The sequence below is a fragment of the Dyadobacter sp. HNCC25DJ184 genome, from assembly GCF_056895215.1.
Genome location: NZ_JBXHAQ010000015.1, coordinates 84,854 through 101,445, shown reverse-complemented (window position 1 = coordinate 101,445; position 16,592 = coordinate 84,854). Strand labels below are relative to the sequence as shown.

Here is a 16,592-nt window from a genome sequence, read left to right as displayed (position 1 = left end):
GAGTTTCCAAACCCATTTAATTATCAAGAAGATCCCTCATAACACCGGCATATGTGCTGCCACTCACAAGCTTTGATGCTCGGCGATCACGCATCAGGAGGATATACTTTCCATTAAAGTGCTTTTGGATTTCCTTAATATGATGAGAATTTACTATCCCGGCCCGACTGATCCGTAGATAATGGGAAGGGAGTTTTTCCTCAAGCGCGGTAAGTGTATAATTAAGGAGGTATTTCTGCCCATCCATTGTGTTCAAAAATACATATTTTTCCTCCGCCTCGAAGTAGGTGACTTCTGTCAGAGGAATAAGCATGATGCGGTCGCCGGATTTTACGGAAAGCGAGAAAAGTTCTTTTTTGGGCTTCATATCCTCCAGAAGTCTCAGCAGATTCTCCGAATATGGATTGGGTTCCTGTGAAGGATTCTTGATATTGACCAGATTTTGAATTTTCTCAATGGTCTTGATAAGCCTGCCATTTTCCACTGGTTTTAGCAGATAATCGATTGAGTTCTCTTCAAATGCCCTGATAGCGTACTGGTCATATGCAGTTGAAAAAACAACCAAGGGAATCCTGTTAAGCTTTGCCAGCATTTCAAACCCATTCAGCAACGGCATTTCAATATCCAGAAAGATGATATCCGGCTGGTGATTGTTTATTTCGATCAGGCCCTCCGCACCATTTTTTGCCTCGGCAACAATCAGGAAAGTGTCTGTATATTTTTCAAGAAGTCGTTTGAGGCGGCTTAAGGCGAGGGGTTCGTCGTCGACCAGAACGGTTTTTAAAGGAAATTGCATATGCCTAAGAATGTTGCTGGAGTGCGGATTTATTAATCATAATACTGACGGCCTTCTCCGGTTTGTTATGGAGCTCAATGGCCGCCTTATCTCCATATAGCAACTTCAATTTATCCTGAATACTCTTGATACCATATCCAGCACCCATTGTCTCTGCGAAGAGCGGCCCATTGTCATGTATCCGTAAGAAAAGCGATTCCTTTTCCTCGGTAATTTTAATCTCAATACAGCCTTGGTCAGCCATTTTAGATATACCATGCTTGATCGCGTTTTCCACAATGGGCTGTAATATAAACTTGGGAATCATCAGTTGATTCAAACTCGCGTCCGAAATTTCAACTACAAAATTAAGCCTGTCTCCAAAACGCACTTTTTCAACTTCGAGATAAGTTTTTACAATTTCGATCTCATTTTCAACGGTGTCATAATATTCGTTGTTTTTCCCGCCTGTTGTATATCTGAATAATTTGGAAAGCAGCAGCGTCATTTCTTCGGCCTTGTCAGGGTTCTCATGAACCAAGCTGGCGATACTATTAAGTGCATTATACAAGAAATGAGGGTTGATACGCGCCTGGAGGGCATCCAGTTCCGCTCTTGTCTTTAGTTTTTCCAGATTTAACAGCTGAAATTCCTGATCCGATATTTTCCTCGATATCTGCCTGCTCTGACGAATAAAGAAGTAAAATAGATTAGCGATCATTACGGGGCCGATCATATAGAAAAATGAAGGTGCTGACGCCGAAGATTCCAGGGGGTACAACTCCACAAAACGGTCTACAACCGGAGCTCCAAATTTCCAAAAAATGCCAAGGGATATGGTAGCATCAAAAACAAGTACTATCACCGAAAGGACAATATGGCGAAGGAAGACAGTCTTAATTCCATTATCAAGCCAGAAGGCCAGATTGTTCGTGATCAATACCGTCACCATCCCAATCACCACATTTTGAATCGCCAGGTATTGAAATAGCTGGGCGCGTACAACTTCGGCGGTATAATATATTTGTGCTGTGTAGAAGACGATGGAATTGATACCGTAAAGCAAAATAGCGCCCAATACCATGGCCATACACACTCCTGCCCAGCTTCGTTGCTTGAGCATCCCGATCACCTTGAGATCGTGCAGGCCAAAATTATCCTGTGAAGTAAAGCCAAAATTGGCACCCTCGACACGAGCACCGGTCAGGTCTATATCCAGAAGACTGCTAAAACTGAGATCTACATTGGTAAGGTCTGCATTGACAAAAGTGCATCTGTCGAGCGCAGAAAAACGCATTTTCGCATTTTTTAGAATAGCTCCATCAAAATTGGTACCCTTTAAACTTGAAAAGCTGAAATCAGCATTTTCGAGGTTCATATTACTAAAATCTCTCCCTTCAAGTGATGAGCCGATCATCTTCAAAGGTCTTCTGTTTTCTCTCTCGCTGTTATTTGGTCTACGCATTCCCTGGTAATTTCGCATTCACAATTCTAAATCTGCAACTACTCCGGTGACCTGTTTGAACAAAAACCTAAGTAAAAATTTATAAAAAAAGCTTCAGGCAGTCAGATCAGCATAATACATATACAAATCTAGTGCTACCTGAAGCCTACCGGATATCATTTCCGACGAACTATATTAAAATGATTCTCAATGCATAGAATCGCGGAATGAAAAAGTGGAATACACCTAAAGTTCTTCCACCACTATATTTTTCCATCTCACTTTTATGCCGCCCCCATCATGGATCTGTAAAGCTATTGATCCGTTCGCTGCTCCGATTTTGGCATCTTTGAAATCTACCATCTGGTGTCCGTTCAACCAGGTCGTTACCTGATCGTTCACCACCTTGATACGAAGCGTATTCCACTCTCCCATTTTCAAGAAACCTTCCTGATCGTCATTGATCTGAACCAACCACCCACGGCCATATGATTCATAAACACCACCTGTATCATGATTTGGCGGAGCCACTTCAACCTGCCAGCCTGAGACTTTCGTGCCGTCTACTGTTGAACGGAAAAATACACCGCTGTTTCCGTTTGCCTCCTGCTTAAATTGAAGAGACAGGTCAAAGTTTTTGTAAAACTTATCGGTAGTCAGATAACCATACTGTTTGTCAGGGCCGCTTTCGCAGATGAGCTCTCCTTTCTCAACATACCACTTTTCGGTTCCGTTGATCTTCCAGCCGGTCAGATCTTTCCCGTTAAAAATCTTAACAGGTTTCGCTGGCTTTTTCAAAACAAGAAAGGCCGAATTTGCAAAAAGTAGGACAGCGCCCAGCATCATTAAATACCTCAATTTTAACATTGAATACGGTGGTTTAGGATTAAAAAAAAGACTCTTTAAAATGTTGTAAACAGTTTTCCGTTAGTTTTACAGAAAATATTCAAAACGAAATCTATGAAAAAAAATAGTCTGATCGGGAGCATTGTTCCCTTTTTTTTAAGCTTAGCCATTTTTTCACCCATTCTTATTTCCTGCGAAGAAAAGGATAGTGACCTTGTTAAGCCTGAGACTATCACGGACATGATGTTGCAAAGCAACGACTTCACAATATTCAGGGAAATCATGAAGGCTGGCGGAATGACCGATGCGCTCAGAACCGAAAACGTTACTTTTCTGGCCCCTAACGATGCTGCTTTTAAAAGGTCAGGCATTGCGGACGCGAGTGCGATTACTTCCCAGAAAAAAGATTCCATCAAATCCTTTATTCAATATCACATCTTGAAAGGAAGAACCGAATTCAAGAATATACCGACGGGTCGACAACTGACATTGAACGGTCAGTATGTAACTATTTCCAAAAAGGACTCTACTGTTACGATCAATAAAGCCGATATACTTTTGAAAAACGTGAACGCCGATAACGGAATCATTCACGTAATCGGGAGAGTTTTAACTGATAAGTAAGAAATTGAACGAATATCAAAAAGGCCGTTGTGGATTTCACAACGGCCTTTTTGATATCTATCGATATTTTTCTATCAGAACTGCTCAGTATGAGAAAAGAAGAAATTCCCTTCAATCGCAGCATTTTCGTCTGAGTCAGACCCGTGGATTGCATTCGCTTCGATGGATTTAGCAAACAATTTCCTGATAGTTCCCTCGTCAGCATTTGCCGGATTGGTAGCTCCAATCAGAGTGCGGAAGTCCGCAACTGCGTTATCCTTTTCAAGTATCATCGGAACTATTGGTCCTGAAGACATATACTCGCAAAGGTCTTTATAAAAAGGGCGCTCTTTATGCACTTCGTAAAACTGCCCTGCTCTTTCCGCAGTAAGTTGCGTTTTTTTCATGGCAACGATTCTGAAACCTGCTGCCTCAATCATTTTTACAATCGAACCTGAATGTCCGTCAATAACGGCATCCGGCTTTATCATCGTGAAGGTCTTATTTACTGGCATGTTAATAAAGAAAATTAATTTGCGGCAAAACTACTATTTTCAGTCGATATAGAATAATTAGTTATTTCATTGCGGCCCTATATTTCAAAACATTGCACTGATTTTCAGTGTTTGTATTTCATTTTCAAACAAATCTCAACACTTTTCTTAATTTTGTGCGCTAAAACATGTCTTCCAGCCTCACACAATTGAATTAAAAAACTGTGAATCAAGTAATTGAAGAGTTACAGACTTTTCTTTCCACCCCCCAAAAGATCGTCATAACCATGCATAGAGATCCTGACGCTGATGCGCTGGGTTCGTCTTTGGGTTGGGGAAAATATTTGTCTGATAACGGACATGCCGTAACGATAATCAGCCCTACTGACTACACGGGGAATCTTCGTTGGTTGCCGGGAGTTGAAAATGCCATCGTATATGATCGTCCCAGCGAAAACGCATTGTGCAGAAAGAAAATCAATGAGGCTTCTCTGATATGCTGTCTGGACTTTTCCGCTCTTTCCCGTCTTAAAGATGTCGGAAAATTGGTGGGAGAATCTACCGCAACAAAATTGATGATTGATCATCATCTTGAACCGGAAAATTTTGCAGACTGGATGATATGGGATACCAATGCCGCCGCAACTGCCCAGCTTGTTTATTCCACTATAAAAGCATTGGAGCCAACAAAGAGTACGGTTGAATTGTTTGATGTTTCCATGGCTGAGTGTCTTTACGCAGGTATTATGACAGATACCGGATCCTTTCGCCATCCAAATGTTACGCCGGCGGTTCATTTGGCTGTTGCGGATCTGATGCTGACCGGATTAGATACCAGCCGGGTTCATCGAATGATATACGATAATGCTCCATTGTCACGTTTACAGTTTCTTGGTTACGTGCTCTCTCAAAAATTGGTGGTGCTTCCAGAATTCCGGACCTCTTATATGGTGTTGACCGAAGAAGAGTTGGCGAGATTTCATTCCACTACCGGAGAAACTGAGGGCATAGTTAATTATGGATTACAAGTAGAAAACGTGGTCATGTCTGCTCTGTTTATTGAGCGAAAAGGGGAAGTAAAAATATCTTTCAGATCCGTTGGAGCGTTTTCTGTGAGAAATCTGGCGAGTACCCACTTTAGCGGAGGCGGGCATAAAAACGCATCAGGAGGCAGGTCGACTACGTCGGTAGAATTGACAGTGAAGAAATTTCTTGAAGTGCTCCCGGACTATCGCGACGAGTTACTGAATGTCGAATAAGCTTGCCCAATAAAATTTCAAATACTTTAAATATTATATTAATCAAACTCAGATGAATTTTAAAACAGTCGGTTATGCAATGGGCATAACTATCCTTGCTGCCGCTTGCAACCAGTATCGTACCCAAGTAACCGATAGCGGTCTGAAATACCAAATCTTCGATCACAAAGACGATGCTCGTAAAGCAAAACTTGGCGATATTCTTTCGTTTCATCTTGTTTTGAAAAATGGTGCTGATTCTGTTTTGAGAGATACTTACAAAGAAGGTACTCCTATGAAAATGGTACTTCAAACTCCTCCGTACAAAGGAAGTTTTGAAGAAGGGCTTACATTGCTGGCTGCTGGCGATAGCGCCAAATTCCTTGTGAATGCTGACACTTTATTCTCGAATTTGAAGCAACCGATGCCTCCAATGATCAAAAAGGGGTCGGAAATCAGCTTTACTGTGAAGGTTATTGATGTATTGACTTCTGAGGAATTCCAAAAGAAACAAACGGAAAAAGCATCTTCTCAAAAAGCTGCTGATGCCAAAATAATTGACGCATTCCTTGCAAAAAATGGTCTTACAGCTAAGGCGCGTAAAACTGCTTCAGGGTTGGTATATGTTCCGGAAGTGGAAGGTTCTGGCGCAACTCCAAAAGCTGGAGATAAGGTTCAGGTCCATTATGTAGGGATGTTCCTGGATGGTAAAGAGTTCGATTCATCAAAAAAATTACCGGATGCTAAGCCTTTGGAACTTCAGGTGGGAGCCGGAATGGTAATTCCAGGATGGGATGAAGGTTTGCAATTGATGAAAAAAGGCGACAAAGGTATTTTGATCATTCCTTCAGGCTTGGCTTACGGCCCTGAAACGTATGGCCCGATCCCTGGTAACTCAGTATTGCAGTTCAAATTAGAGATGATTGACTTTAGCAAAGGTGCTCCTATGCCATCGGGACCTTCGCTTCCTCCAGCGAGATAATCAGAGAACGATATCTTATATTAGCGGCCTGTTCGAACGAGCAGGCCGTTCTTTTTATGTATCAACTTCAACTTTTATCATATGAAGCTCTGCGTTGCAACTAACAATAAAAACAAGCTAATTGAAATTCAAACCATAATCGGCGATCAGTTTACATTGGTGACGCTCGACGAGATTGGATGCACCACTGATATACCCGAGCCATATCAGACCATTGCAGAAAATTCGGCTGGTAAAGCGCGGTATGTTTGGGATCACTTTAAAATCAATTGCATAGCTGACGATACAGGATTGGAGGTATATGCACTTGACGGAGAGCCAGGCGTTTTTTCTGCAAGATATGCCGGTCCACAACGCAATCCGGATGATAACATGGACCTGCTTCTAGCAAATCTTGAAAATAAAGAAGATCGAAGTGCACGCTTTTTAACCGTGGTGACCCTGGTGATCGACGGCGTTTTTCACGAGTTTGAAGGCGCTGTTGAAGGAACTATTATATTTGAAAAAAGGGGCACGGAAGGCTTCGGATATGATCCGATTTTTTTGCCAAAAGGATATGACGAAACTTTCGCAGAAATGACCCTGGCAGAAAAGAATACGCTAAGCCACAGAGGCCGAGCGATCGCTAAGTTGGTCGACTACCTGAAGTCAACTTGACCGGTGAATCATCACCTTAAAACTTCAGCAAATTATTGAATTATTAAGCACTATATCAATTTCAAAAACCAAACCTATGTCTTCATTTAATCCTGATGATTTTCGTTTCGACGGAAGCAAAAAATTTGATATCAAAAAATCAGCGACTCGATTCAAAGATATTTATGAAAATAAAGAGGAATATGAGTTGATGGAGTCCGAAGCTGCCATTGAACTCGACGAGCTTCAGTCTATGATGTATGCGCATAACAGATATGGCCTTCTGATTATCTTCCAGGCCATGGATGCAGCGGGTAAGGACGGAACAATCAAGCACGTCATTTCTGGTGTGAACCCGGCAGGAGTTGCTATTCACTCTTTCAAGCGTCCCAGCGAAACTGAGTTGGAACACGATTTCCTGTGGCGTACCAATCAGCTTCTGCCGCAACGCGGTAGTATCACCATCTTTAACCGAAGTTACTATGAGGAAGTGTTGGTTGTAAAGGTAGATAGCTCCATTCTCACGAACGTTCAACGCCTTCCCGAAGAGGTGACGACGGATCTTGACAAGGTCTGGAAGCAACGTTATAAGGATATCTCCAATATGGAAAAGTATCTGCACCACAACGGGATCAGGGTTATAAAGTTCTTTTTAAACGTATCTAAAAAAGAACAAGCAGATCGCTTGATTGAACGAATAAACGATCCCTCCAAAAACTGGAAATTCGAAGAGCAGGATGTAAAAGTCCGCGACAAATGGAACGAATATATGGCTGCCTATGAGGAGTGCATCAACGAAACAGCTTCCAAAAAAGCACCATGGTATGTAATTCCGGCAGACGACAAAAAGAATATGCGACTAACTATTTCAAAGATTATCGCTGCTGAGATGAAGGCATTGAAAATGAGCTATCCCAAGGTCGGTGCGGAGCGTACGAAAGAGCTAAAAAAATTCATCGGCATAATCGAAAAACAAAACCTCGAATAACGAAAAAAGAGGCTGCCGAAATGATCGGCAACCTCTCCCCTAAGACACAAAAACTACTAATTATTTGATGGTGAAATTTCCGCCTCCGATTTTATATCCTTCGGCATATAGTTCAACATTATATTTACCAGGGCGGAATTTGTTTGCATTATCATACATCATTTCCACTTTCTGATTGTTATTTTGGTAAGCAACTGACTCACGTGTTGTGAATTTTGATGCTGCTCCGTTGATCTCGAATTCTCCAGAACCTGTCGCGTCATCTGCTACAACTGCTCCATCCGGATCCAAAAGTCTTACAAAAATGTCTTTCGGTTCTTGAGCTGTAAGTGCGTTTTCAGGAAGATTGAAAGTAAGTTTGATTTTGTCAACGTTCTTAGCTTTGTATTCATCCTTGTCTTTAACTTTTCCGCGAGAATTTACAGTTAAAACTTTCAGGTTTTGAGCTTTCAATGCAGCTGCAAGACTAACTTTTTCAGACAATTCTTTATTAGCCGCTGTGAAAGTTACTACCGAATCGGTCAATTCAGCCTGACGTTGAACTAGTCTTTCTCTTTCAGAGGTAAGTGAACCCACGTGTGTGTGTAGTGAATCATTTGATGCAACTAACTGCTCGTTTTCAGCGCGAAGTTGGGCGATAACCTCATCTTTTTCAACCAGGAACTGCTCGTATTCCTTAATTTTAGCAAGGTATTTACCAGTTTCAACTTTTTTGCTTCTGCTGAATGCAAGCTTGTCTTTTTCCAGTTGTTCTTTAACTTTCGTTAACTCAGCAACATCACCACCTAGTTTTTCTATCTCAGCAATTTTCGCATCCAATACTGTAGATATCGAATCGAGTTTGGTTTTCGTCATAGCCATCTCTCTCGCTTTTTCAACGACGAGGGCTTGCTGCTGAGTTAGTTCGGTTTTTTGAGTTGTAAATAAATAGCCAAACATAGCCGTTGCCAATCCAAGGACAACTACCATTACCCAAGCTATACTCTGTTTGTTTTTTTGATCTGGTTGCATTGGTATTACGTGATTTAGTTTACTTTAATTCGATTTAATTGACCAAGCCTGAAGCTTAAATGCGTCGCCTGATGTATAAACTAAATCTCTAATATCATTCCACCAAACCAGAGCGAGGAAAAGGGTATGGGATTTAATAGGAGAAAAATTGAAAAATGTTCAAATACTGCGAAACTAGCGGTCTTTAGGCCAAATAATTATACCAGAACTTAAACCATATCCACAGATATTTCGACAATAGAATGTCGACATTTTGGGTAAACATTACCCAAAATATGGTAACAAGAGAATTGAAAACGAGTTGAGTTGCCTAAAGAATCGTGGCTTCTATTCTGAAATTTCTTTTGCGGAGAGTTGCCAGCTTTTGAAATCCTTCAACAGTGTAAGTTTTAAGTTTCCCATTTGAGAACAGAGCACTGATCTCCCGGTCAGACCGATACAGCTGATTTTGCGACCCCAGCTTCGCCGTTATTTCCAATGGACTTTTGCCTGATGTGTCCGTTTTGATGACAAGCTTTTTCACCAACAAATGATCGGTCGATATAAGCGTGTAGACAATGGTATTGGAATCCGGCTTTTCTATACTGTAGCTGTTAACAAAAGCTGGTTTGTTAATATCCGCCTGAATAAATGGCTGTAGTTCCTTTTGCCAGTTAATGTGATCTATCGTCTTGACCTCTTTTTCGCCATCCAACTCTGTTTTCTTTAGCACTTTAACATGCTCCTTTTCGAGAGCCTGAATCTGATCTTCTATTAGACCCTGCACATCATAATATTTTAAAGGTCCATTCGCTCTTGACGATTTTTCCTCACATCCGGTCATCGCCAAACCAGAAATTAATAAAAAACAGAGAATCAGATATTTGTATATTTTCAAAACTTGGGAAATTATGTAGAACGTATAGCACCTTTAATCTCAACTGGTTTGTCCCAATACAAAGTTGCTTCTTTTTCGCAAAGGTATCTATTTGTTGGCCAATAGATCAACCGTTTCTTTATCCGGCTGTAACCTCTGATAAAATTGTTAACATTACTAGTGCACAGAAAACACTGACTACAACGCACAACTCCAACTGACTTTCAATATCTTAAAATAGAAATCAACCATTTCTACTACAAAAGTATCCGCTAATATTCTCAAAAAAAGGACGTCGGAGCATTCCGTCACAGAAATGATACACTGACGACCGTGACAATTACAAATCCATTCGTCACAGTATAAAAATAAGTACTGAGCGCCGCAAGTATTACCTGATTCTTTCAAATTTACCAACAAAATGGCAAAAAAATTCATTAAATGTTTATTGTGGGTACAATTTGTAATTGTAATGACCTTTACGGTTTATAGACGTTATCATCAGTTACCAATTACCACGGAGGAACATCTTTTAATTTTAACATTTTTAAACCCTACGGTTGTTGCATACTATTTTATCAGGAAGCAGAAATCTAAAAATGAGTAATCTTGATATTCAAAAAATTTCTACTATCTATATCCCTAAACTCTTCATTCAGGGGTATAGATAAGTGCTTATGGTGCGATACGGGGGCATTTCAAAACTGCGTGAGAGGAAAGAATGACCAAATATTGTTTTTCAGGGGTCTGATTAATCGGCTCCGTACATGGCTTTGCTTACCAGTTTTTATTACATATCAGTTCCGCCACATCATAATCACAGGATAAAATTCTGCCACTTCTTTAGGTCCGAAGAATTGAAATGCCCAGTTGCGATACAGTAGCCCCAAGCCAGTTACATCAAACTGAGCATTGTCTATGATGTAATTTATTGAAACCATCTATCATAGGAAGTATTGCAAGAAAGAAGAAACGAAAAAGTTGAAGTAAAGTGTATTAAGTAGCAGAAAATAGACATGGCAATGAGTTTGATTCAAAATAGAAACTGCGTGCTATTCTTGATAGCTTTGTCTTTTGCAGTTGGGATTGCATTTTCATCCAATCAACTCTTGGTTTCAGATACTCTTTATTACAACTCCTTTGCAGAACAACTGACAACGGATAAAATAGAAGGAATGATTGAGCAAACACGTAAATGGGGTACTTACAGTTAGGGTATGCGTTAATCCCAATTGTATATGCACTTAAATTCTCAATCATTGCACTTATCCTGCTTACAGGCTTCTTCTTTGTTAACCGACAAGTAAATTTTTCACTGCTGTTTAAAGCTGTGATGTTGGCTGAAATTCCATTTTTGCTGGTTCCATTAATTAAGCTTTTTTGGTTTTTATTTATCCAAACGCATTATACCTTTCAAGACCTGCAGTACTTCTATCCATTATCCGCTTTGCAATTGTTTGATGTTGCAAATTTGTCCACTTGGCAAATTTATCCACTACAATTGTTGAATGTATTCGAGCTTATCTATTGGGTATCGTTAGCCTATTGGCTCAAGCGGCTACTAAATATCACACTTACCCATGGGATGGAGGTGGTGATGGCCAGCTATGGTACCAGTCTTGTGCTATGGATTGTGTTTATTACTTTTTTAAGCCTAAACCTAACGTGATATTATGAAAAGAAGGTTGCTATGGGCATTACTACTGTCAGTTATGGTAATTTCTACCTATATGGGTTATCAATCCATTCAAAAGATTAATGCGCAGGAGGTTTTTAGAGAGGAAATACAACAACTGCCTAAGGTAAATAAATTTCAGTGGGTTAGTAAAATCCCAATTGAAGATGGAAACCCAACGGTTGTGTTGTTCTTCCATCCGGACTGCGAGCACTGTCAATATGAGGCCAAGGCCCTTGTGCTGGCAAAAGAGGCCTTCGCCAATGTCGATCTGTGGTGGGTTTCATCGGCAGATAGTCTGGCTATAAAGACGTTTGGCCAAACTTATGGGCTTTCTGAATTTGCCCATAACTACTTCGCATATCTCCCCGGCGAAAAAATCATGCAAACATTCGGCTCGGTCTCTGTTCCTCATATTTTTATTTATGACCAGCACAAAAGGTTGATTAAGCAGTTCAAAGGAGAAACCCGGATAGACGCTATTGTGAAATATATAAACGCATCAAATATGTAACACAACAAATTCGCTGGGAATTCATTGCCTCATTTATGGCGTGGCTTTCACATTTTGTTCTTCCTCCTTATAAAAAGATGACATTAACAACTTTTGTCCAACAACAAGGCGAATCCGACTGTGGCGTCGCCTGTCTTTTATCCACAATCCGTCATTATTGTGACGATACCTCATTGGAACATTTACGCGAGCTAAGTGGCACCAGTATTCAGGGCACTAGTCTCTTAGGTTTGCAGCAAGCCGCCAACGTATTGGGATTTGTGGCCGAGGCATTTGAAGTAGATGATATTGAGATTTTCAAAAAGGAAGCCACATTTCCGTGTATTCTTCACGTAATGATTGATGAAAAGCAGGAGCACTACGTGCTTGCCCTTCAGCCCACCAAAGCTGATGCCTATCCTGTTTTTGACCCTGCCAAAGGCCTTGAAACATGGAACACAGAAAAATTGCTTTCTGTGTGGAAGTCAAAGGCTGTTTTGATACTAACCCCTACTGAAAATTTTGAACGGGTGCCGCAAGAAAAACAGAAAAAGATCGCGTGGTTTAAAGAATTGATACGTGCAGATACTCCAATGCTCGTTATAGCTGCTGTTTTGGGAATTGTATTGGCTGTTTTGGGGATGGCAACAGCGATTTTTAGCCAAAAGTTGTTGGACGACATATTACCGAAGCACGACACAAAGCGCCTCTGGTTCGGAATGGGACTATTGTCCATTTTGTTGTTTGCCAGGGCTGGGTTGGGATATTTGCGAGGATTTTTCTTGATACGCCAAAGCCGTGACTTCAATAACCGGATCATGGATGATTTTTATGAAAAATTACTATATCTCCCAAGAACTTTCTTCGATACTCGCAAAACAGGGGAAATCATCACAAGACTCAATGATACCCGACGTATCCAGCAAGCCATTAGCTATCTAAGCGGAAAGTATCCAACCTATGAACTACATGTTGATTAACTCGGGGGTTTTGTTGAAGTTTTGCGGGTAAAGGCTTGTGATGTGTTTGTGGTTAATGGTGCAGATGTTTTCCAGCGTGTGCTTTAACCAATGGAAGGGATTGACGCTGTGCTTTTTGCAGATTGCAAAAAAAGAATAGATCATGGCAGCTCTTTGTGCAGCATCGTGAGATCCGGCGAACAAGTAATTTTTTCTGCCCAGGGCCAAGGGTCGAATGGCATTTTCAATTTGATTATTATCGATCAGCAAATTTCCATCATACAGATATACACTCAATGCATCCCATCGGGCATAGCTGTATTGCATTGCTTTGCCAATCTGGCTCTTAGGAAGGGTGCTTTTTATTTGTTCGAATATCCATTTACCTAGTTCATTAATAATCGGTAGAGATTCATTTAGTCGCAACTCCTTGATCGCGTCGGCATGCAATTGCTTTTCTCTCGCTTTCCGTTCGATCGCATATAGCTTCTGGATCATCGACAGCGCTATTTGCGCCCTGGCTCTGTCGTTTTCCAGCGCTCGTTCAAATTCACGTCGGGCATGCGCCCAGCAGGCCAGATGGATAACATCCTTCCGCTTTCCGTGTTTTTCGTAAACCACATACCCGTCTGTCTGTAGATAGCCTTTAAAGCTGTCCAACATGGTTTTTGCCGCTACCGAACTACGGGTAGGTTGGTAATCAAAGAGAACCATGCCATCCAATGGGGCGTGATAGACCCAGTAGTAGCCTTGGTGGCAAGCTCCCTTCTTGTCACTTTCTAAAACTTTAATCGGACTTTCGTCAACCTGGAGGTACCCTTTCGACTTGATATCAAAGACCAGTTGATCATAGAGTGGTTCTAACTTGGTCAGAGCTTCTTTGGTCCAGCCTTCGATAGTTGAAGAAGCGATCTGGATTCCCTCGCGGGCAAAGCGTTGTTTTTGGCGGTAAAGCGGCAGGTGATCTTGGTATTTGTCGGTCAATATGCTGGCCAGCAGCCCAGCGGAAGGTATCCCCTTATCGATAACCCGCTCTGGAAGTTGGCCGATTCGGACACCCTCTCCATTTTTGGCAGCGTATTTATAACGGATATACCTTTTGATTAAAAAGCGGGCAGGTTCATAATCAAGCCGCATCGGCGGTCCGATCCTCGGTAACTTCCTTGCCGATGCAGACCATCTCTGAAAGATCACCAGCAGGATAAATTTCAATCTCTTCAACCGGCAGGTGCGATGGAAGGGCTGCACGCCCTTTGTGATTGGGCCTGCTGCGGACGTAACTGATCTTTTCTGTCAAAATTTCCTCTTGCGCGGCAATTTGCCCGGCGAGTGCTTCAAACGGGAGGGGAATCTGGGCTGGGTCACCTTCGAAGCGTTCGCGTTTCTGTCCAAACTGCATCCGCTTGTACATTTCCAGCTGCGATTTGAGATAGGTTATCTCTCCGTCTTGCTGGCTGACAATATCCCGCTCTTTGGTCAAAAGATCGATTAATTCTTCCTTGGAAAGTGAATCAAGAGCAGCGGTTTGCATACCTTAAATATACGCAAAAACAGCCAATGCAGCCAAGGAAGCAGCTTATTGTTGCAACGTAAAACGTTTCCGGCAGCTGCTTTTCAAAATCTGGATACCTTCGATCATCAGTACCAGGTCCGTCCACGAAATATCGCCGGATATTATTTTTTGGGGCAATGGAAAGGTGCCGCTTTCAAGTCTCTTGTAGTACAAAACAAAGCCGCCTGGTTCCCAATGCAGCATTTTCACATGCGTACGAGCTCGGTTGAGAAAGATAAAAACCTCTCCGCTGGTAGCCACTCTGCCTAGCTCACAATTTACCAGCCCACACAACCCATCAAATCCCTTACGCATATCACAGTGCCCCTGGTAAAGAAAATAGCGGTGCGATGAACTCAGACTGAACATCAGTAGAGCTTGATCAACTGGGAGATTGTAGCCAGGTCATTCCCTTGATAATTTAATTTCACGCCATTTGGGTAGACAACCTGGTAAGAATCACTTAATGTTGCCAGTTGGCCGGATATCTGAACAAAGCCACCTGCCTCTTTGACAGTCCGCCGCGTGGCTGATTTTTCTTTCCCCGCCCAGTAGCCGAATTTAGCTACCGTAATGCAGTGCGGCTTGCAAAATTCACTTTGACTTAGACCACTTTTGCGCCATTCCCTTACTAATTTGAACATTTCTTCTGACTGATCCATACATCATTATGTTTCTGTCAAAAGTAATCAAGCGGTCGCTGCTACGAAATATGCACTTGATAGGTTGGATACAGCGGAAATGTAGTCATTGATGTTTTAGTATTGTTGATTTCCGCTGTCTTTGTTTTTAACTATTCCATCGAAATTGGATTAGTTGCCTTATTGAGTGTACCATTGTTTGGTTTTTTAGTTTGGAGATATAACAATCAAATCATGCGGGATCAAAGAGCTATAATGAGCCAGTATGCCAATACCGAGAGTCATTTTGTAGATGCGATCACCGGAATTTCTACCATTAAGGCAAGTAACAAAGAATCTCTCTTCGGACAGATTGGCAAGGGATTATATCAACTCTTTCAGCAAAAAGTATACGAATTAGGCAGCTTGGCAAACCGTTACGGACTTTGGAATGAAATAATAAATGCCATCGTGATAGGTTTCATTTTGGGCTTATCAGCCTTCGCAGGCTTGAAAGATGATATAAAAATTGGGGAAATGATCGCGATTGTTACAATTGCCTCAGGCATGATAGGCTCCGTTGGCCGGCTGGCCACAACCAATATTCAACTCCAAGAGGCAAAAGTAGCTTTCGAACGAATGTATGAGTTTGCTAGTATTTCTCCCGAAACTCATCAAAATCCCCCGAAACAATTGGTATTGGAGTCCATAAACTCACTTGATATCAACAATTTAACTTTCCGTTTCGCCGGAAAAAGCCAATTATTAAAAAATGTATCGCTTTCAGTCCAAAAAGGCCTAATGAGTGTTCTGATAGGTCAAGTAGGCACCGGGAAAAGTATCCTACTCCAAATTTTACAAAAATTCAACAATTTCGAGGAAGGCGAAATTTTAATTAATGATATAAATTCGTTTAAAGAGATATCTCCCAGCCATTTGCGCGAACATATTGGCATTGTTCCCCAAGACGTAAAAATCTTCAATGGAACGCTTATCGAAAACATCGTCTTGGGTGATATCTTCATTAATGGAGAGAGGGCAATAAATTTTTGCAGAAATCTGGGTTTCGATATCTTCTTTGATCAGCTTCCCCAAGGCTATTTAACGATCGTAGGGGAAGATGGCATTAATCTATCCGGCGGCCAAAAACAATTAGTTGCACTTGCAAGGGCATTATTTCGTCGCCCCAGTTTATTGTTACTGGATGAGGCGACATCCGCAATGGATAGCAAGACTGAACATTTCGTCCTAGACCTTCTCGAGAAGCTAAAACCAGATTTGTGTATTTTGATGGTTACTCATAGAGAAAATCTATTGAAGAACGCTGATCGGGTGTATCTATTAGAAAATGGTTTTTGCAGAAGGAAAGATCTAGATCTGTTTATTAGCCCCCTTGCATAAATTGGTTCAACTTACAATA

At 41.4% G+C, this 16,592-nt stretch carries 17 protein-coding genes and 1 pseudogene; 9 read left to right on the top strand and 9 right to left on the bottom strand.

Features of this window, described 5'->3' with window-relative positions:
* Positions 1-16: 16 nt before the first annotated feature.
* The 3 genes from AC1XUD_RS20865 to AC1XUD_RS20855 form a co-directional block, all read right to left on the bottom strand.
* The gene (locus AC1XUD_RS20865; RefSeq protein WP_483362956.1) at positions 17-796 is read right to left on the bottom strand and encodes a LytR/AlgR family response regulator transcription factor; all 780 of its coding nucleotides are present in this window, start codon (positions 794-796) and stop codon (positions 17-19) included.
* Between the two features lie 4 nt (positions 797-800).
* The gene (locus AC1XUD_RS20860; RefSeq protein ID WP_483362955.1) at positions 801-2,240 is read right to left on the bottom strand and encodes a histidine kinase; all 1,440 of its coding nucleotides are present in this window, start codon (positions 2,238-2,240) and stop codon (positions 801-803) included.
* Between the two features lie 225 nt (positions 2,241-2,465).
* Complete coding sequence (locus AC1XUD_RS20855; protein ID WP_483362954.1) at positions 2,466-3,086, bottom strand: 3-keto-disaccharide hydrolase; 621 nt, start codon at positions 3,084-3,086, stop codon at positions 2,466-2,468.
* A 93-nt stretch (positions 3,087-3,179) separates the two neighbouring features.
* On the opposite strand from AC1XUD_RS20855, the gene AC1XUD_RS20850 reads away from it, so the two are divergent.
* Positions 3,180-3,689, top strand: coding sequence for a fasciclin domain-containing protein (locus AC1XUD_RS20850; protein ID WP_483362953.1), 510 nt, complete (start codon positions 3,180-3,182; stop codon positions 3,687-3,689).
* 74 nt (positions 3,690-3,763) lie between these two features.
* On the opposite strand, the gene AC1XUD_RS20845 is transcribed toward AC1XUD_RS20850, so the two are convergent.
* On the bottom strand, positions 3,764-4,183 hold the full coding sequence (locus AC1XUD_RS20845; protein WP_483362952.1) for a nucleoside-diphosphate kinase: 420 nt from the start codon (positions 4,181-4,183) through the stop codon (positions 3,764-3,766).
* Positions 4,184-4,386: 203 nt separating this feature from the next.
* Here AC1XUD_RS20845 and AC1XUD_RS20840 point away from each other — a divergent pair, with 203 nt between their 5' ends.
* The 4 genes from AC1XUD_RS20840 to AC1XUD_RS20825 all read left to right on the top strand — a co-directional run bounded on the left by AC1XUD_RS20840 (position 4,387) and on the right by AC1XUD_RS20825 (position 8,006).
* Positions 4,387-5,421 carry a DHH family phosphoesterase gene (locus AC1XUD_RS20840; RefSeq protein WP_483362951.1) on the top strand — a complete coding sequence of 345 codons (1,035 nt, stop codon included), beginning with the start codon at positions 4,387-4,389 and terminating at the stop codon, positions 5,419-5,421.
* A gap of 52 nt (positions 5,422-5,473) precedes the next feature.
* Entirely contained in the window at positions 5,474-6,382 is a 909-nt protein-coding gene (locus AC1XUD_RS20835; protein WP_483362950.1) for an FKBP-type peptidyl-prolyl cis-trans isomerase, read from the top strand.
* A gap of 81 nt (positions 6,383-6,463) precedes the next feature.
* A complete protein-coding gene (rdgB, locus tag AC1XUD_RS20830; protein WP_483362949.1) occupies positions 6,464-7,039 on the top strand; it encodes an RdgB/HAM1 family non-canonical purine NTP pyrophosphatase in 576 nt (191 codons plus the stop codon).
* A 76-nt stretch (positions 7,040-7,115) separates the two neighbouring features.
* Complete coding sequence (locus AC1XUD_RS20825) at positions 7,116-8,006, top strand: polyphosphate kinase 2 family protein (protein WP_483362948.1); 891 nt, start codon at positions 7,116-7,118, stop codon at positions 8,004-8,006.
* Positions 8,007-8,066: 60 nt separating this feature from the next.
* Here the strand turns inward: AC1XUD_RS20825 and AC1XUD_RS20820 are convergent, their stop codons facing one another.
* Both AC1XUD_RS20820 and AC1XUD_RS20815 read right to left on the bottom strand, forming a co-directional pair.
* Positions 8,067-9,017, bottom strand: coding sequence for a hypothetical protein (locus AC1XUD_RS20820; RefSeq protein ID WP_483362947.1), 951 nt, complete (start codon positions 9,015-9,017; stop codon positions 8,067-8,069).
* Positions 9,018-9,327: 310 nt separating this feature from the next.
* Positions 9,328-9,894, bottom strand: a complete 567-nt coding sequence (locus tag AC1XUD_RS20815) for a hypothetical protein (RefSeq protein WP_483362946.1) — start codon at positions 9,892-9,894, stop codon at positions 9,328-9,330.
* Positions 9,895-11,068: 1,174 nt separating this feature from the next.
* Here AC1XUD_RS20815 and AC1XUD_RS20810 point away from each other — a divergent pair.
* From AC1XUD_RS20810 to AC1XUD_RS20800, 3 genes are all read left to right on the top strand, one after another.
* Complete coding sequence (locus AC1XUD_RS20810; RefSeq protein ID WP_483362945.1) at positions 11,069-11,542, top strand: hypothetical protein; 474 nt, start codon at positions 11,069-11,071, stop codon at positions 11,540-11,542.
* A 4-nt stretch (positions 11,543-11,546) separates the two neighbouring features.
* Positions 11,547-12,062 (top strand): TlpA family protein disulfide reductase, encoded by a 516-nt coding sequence (locus AC1XUD_RS20805; protein ID WP_483362944.1) that lies wholly within the window; start codon positions 11,547-11,549, stop codon positions 12,060-12,062.
* Positions 12,063-12,139: 77 nt separating this feature from the next.
* Positions 12,140-13,021: a cysteine peptidase family C39 domain-containing protein gene (locus tag AC1XUD_RS20800; RefSeq protein ID WP_483362943.1), complete on the top strand. Its 882-nt coding sequence runs from the start codon at positions 12,140-12,142 to the stop codon at positions 13,019-13,021.
* Here the strand turns inward: AC1XUD_RS20800 and tnpC are convergent.
* The 3 genes and pseudogenes from tnpC to tnpA all read right to left on the bottom strand — a co-directional run bounded on the left by tnpC (position 13,007) and on the right by tnpA (position 15,214).
* Positions 13,007-14,531 (bottom strand): annotated as a pseudogene (gene tnpC, locus AC1XUD_RS20795) (IS66 family transposase). The gene AC1XUD_RS20800 and the pseudogene tnpC sit on opposite strands and share 15 nt — an antisense overlap.
* Before the next feature lie 45 nt (positions 14,532-14,576).
* Positions 14,577-14,921 carry an IS66 family insertion sequence element accessory protein TnpB gene (tnpB, locus tag AC1XUD_RS20790; RefSeq protein WP_483362942.1) on the bottom strand — a complete coding sequence of 115 codons (345 nt, stop codon included), beginning with the start codon at positions 14,919-14,921 and terminating at the stop codon, positions 14,577-14,579.
* Entirely contained in the window at positions 14,921-15,214 is a 294-nt protein-coding gene (gene tnpA / locus AC1XUD_RS20785) for an IS66 family insertion sequence element accessory protein TnpA (protein WP_483362941.1), read from the bottom strand. Before tnpA ends, tnpB begins: the two co-directional genes overlap by 1 nt.
* Before the next feature lie 87 nt (positions 15,215-15,301).
* On the opposite strand from tnpA, the gene AC1XUD_RS20780 reads away from it, so the two are divergent.
* Entirely contained in the window at positions 15,302-16,573 is a 1,272-nt protein-coding gene (locus AC1XUD_RS20780) for an ATP-binding cassette domain-containing protein (RefSeq protein ID WP_483363031.1), read from the top strand.
* The last annotated feature ends 19 nt before the right edge of the window (positions 16,574-16,592 follow it).

Excerpts from the sequence above, each read along its gene's own strand:
- AC1XUD_RS20865 (WP_483362956.1), bottom strand. The coding sequence starts at position 796 with ATGCAATTTCCTTTAAAAACCGTTCTGGTCGACGACGAACCCCTCGCC.
- AC1XUD_RS20860 (WP_483362955.1), bottom strand. The coding sequence starts at position 2,240 with ATGCGTAGACCAAATAACAGCGAGAGAGAAAACAGAAGACCTTTGAAG.
- AC1XUD_RS20855 (WP_483362954.1), bottom strand. The coding sequence starts at position 3,086 with ATGTTAAAATTGAGGTATTTAATGATGCTGGGCGCTGTCCTACTTTTT.
- AC1XUD_RS20850 (WP_483362953.1), top strand. The coding sequence starts at position 3,180 with ATGAAAAAAAATAGTCTGATCGGGAGCATTGTTCCCTTTTTTTTAAGC.
- AC1XUD_RS20845 (WP_483362952.1), bottom strand. The coding sequence starts at position 4,183 with ATGCCAGTAAATAAGACCTTCACGATGATAAAGCCGGATGCCGTTATT.
- AC1XUD_RS20835 (WP_483362950.1), top strand. The coding sequence starts at position 5,474 with ATGAATTTTAAAACAGTCGGTTATGCAATGGGCATAACTATCCTTGCT.
- rdgB (WP_483362949.1), top strand. The coding sequence starts at position 6,464 with ATGAAGCTCTGCGTTGCAACTAACAATAAAAACAAGCTAATTGAAATT.
- AC1XUD_RS20825 (WP_483362948.1), top strand. The coding sequence starts at position 7,116 with ATGTCTTCATTTAATCCTGATGATTTTCGTTTCGACGGAAGCAAAAAA.
- AC1XUD_RS20820 (WP_483362947.1), bottom strand. The coding sequence starts at position 9,017 with ATGCAACCAGATCAAAAAAACAAACAGAGTATAGCTTGGGTAATGGTA.
- AC1XUD_RS20810 (WP_483362945.1), top strand. The coding sequence starts at position 11,069 with ATGGGGTACTTACAGTTAGGGTATGCGTTAATCCCAATTGTATATGCA.
- AC1XUD_RS20805 (WP_483362944.1), top strand. The coding sequence starts at position 11,547 with ATGAAAAGAAGGTTGCTATGGGCATTACTACTGTCAGTTATGGTAATT.
- AC1XUD_RS20800 (WP_483362943.1), top strand. The coding sequence starts at position 12,140 with ATGACATTAACAACTTTTGTCCAACAACAAGGCGAATCCGACTGTGGC.
- tnpB (WP_483362942.1), bottom strand. The coding sequence starts at position 14,921 with ATGTTCAGTCTGAGTTCATCGCACCGCTATTTTCTTTACCAGGGGCAC.
- tnpA (WP_483362941.1), bottom strand. The coding sequence starts at position 15,214 with ATGGATCAGTCAGAAGAAATGTTCAAATTAGTAAGGGAATGGCGCAAA.